The organism is Geodermatophilus sp. DF01-2, assembly GCF_004571065.1.
GTDB lineage: Bacteria > Actinomycetota > Actinomycetes > Mycobacteriales > Geodermatophilaceae > Geodermatophilus.
Genome location: NZ_SPQN01000188.1, coordinates 1 through 1118 on the forward strand (window position 1 = coordinate 1; position 1118 = coordinate 1118).

1 protein-coding gene and 1 pseudogene are annotated in these 1118 nt (G+C 78.9%); one reads left to right on the forward strand and one right to left on the reverse strand.

The genetic code is table 11. The features are described from left to right. Window positions 1–87 precede the first annotated feature (87 nt). Window positions 88–689 (reverse strand): annotated as a pseudogene (locus tag E4P41_RS21750) (mismatch-specific DNA-glycosylase). A 150-nt stretch (window positions 690–839) separates the two neighbouring features. Between E4P41_RS21750 and E4P41_RS21755 the strand changes: the two are divergent. Beyond that, on the forward strand, window positions 840–1118 hold a 279-nt coding region (locus E4P41_RS21755), incomplete at its 3' end, for a hypothetical protein (RefSeq protein ID WP_209307867.1).

Below are 1118 nucleotides of genomic sequence, written 5' to 3' on the forward strand. Positions count from 1 at the left end.
GATCTCGGGCAGCCGGCGCGCCACCTCGGCACGCGCCGGTCCGCGGCGGTGCGCAACCGGCCGTCGGCGGGGCCGCACCCCGCCGGATCAGCCGGCCAGGGCCGCGTCCCGCAACTGCCCGTAGATGCGGGCGAGGTCGGGCAGCTGGTGGTGGGCGTTCAGGCCGCTGGGGTTGGGCACCACCCAGGTCGCCGCGCCCCCGACCCGCTCCGGCTGCAGGCCGGCCACCGCTCGCGGCCGCTCGAAGCCGAGCCGCCAGGCCGTGATGCCGAGGACGGCGAGCACCCGCGGCCGGTACCGCTCCACCAGCCCGGCCAGGGCTCCGGCACCGGCGCGCAGCTCCTCGGCCGAGAGCTCCGCCGCGGTCCGCGTGGGGCGGTCCACCAGGTTGGTCACCCCGAGGCCGTAGCGGAGCAGCTCGGCGTCCTCCTCGGGCCGCAGCTGCCGCGGCGTCAGGCCCGCCGGTGCAGCGCCGGCCAGAACCGGTTCCCCGGCCGGGCGAAGTGGTGCCCGCGGGTGGCCGACATCAGCGACGGGTTGATCCCGCAGAACAGGACGTCGAGGCCGGGAGCCACGACGTCGCGCAGCGGCTTCCCCGACACGCGGCCGAGCGTAGCCGGGGAGCTCCGCAGGGACGGTGTGCCCGGCGGGGCGCCTCCTCGCCGGCACGGACGCGCTGCCGTCGGCATCGCCGTGGAGTCGGCGCGACCGCCGCCCTGCGTGGCCCCGAGGACGAGCGGGGCTGCGAGCCCATCAGCTGCTCTCCCGCGCGGAGTGCCGTACCGGCCACCGCGCAGACTGGGATCCCCCAGCAGCACCACGTCCGCGGGAGGCCCGGCATGAGCAAGGACGCCGACGCGGCGTTCGGCCGGTTCGTCGCCGCCGAGCGGCCGGCCCTGCTCGCCGAGGCTCTGCGACTGACCGGGGACCCCTCCGGCGCGGAGGAGGCCGTGCAGGTCGCTCTGGCCCGCGTCCGACTGCGCCGCGGTGCCGACCCCGCCGCCGCGGCGTACGAGGCGCTCGCCGACACCGTCGTGGGCCGGCGCGGCCGGCTGCTCGGCGGGCAGCAGGTCCTGGAGTCCCTCGACGCGCCGCCGTCCGCGCCCGCCGCGCGCCCC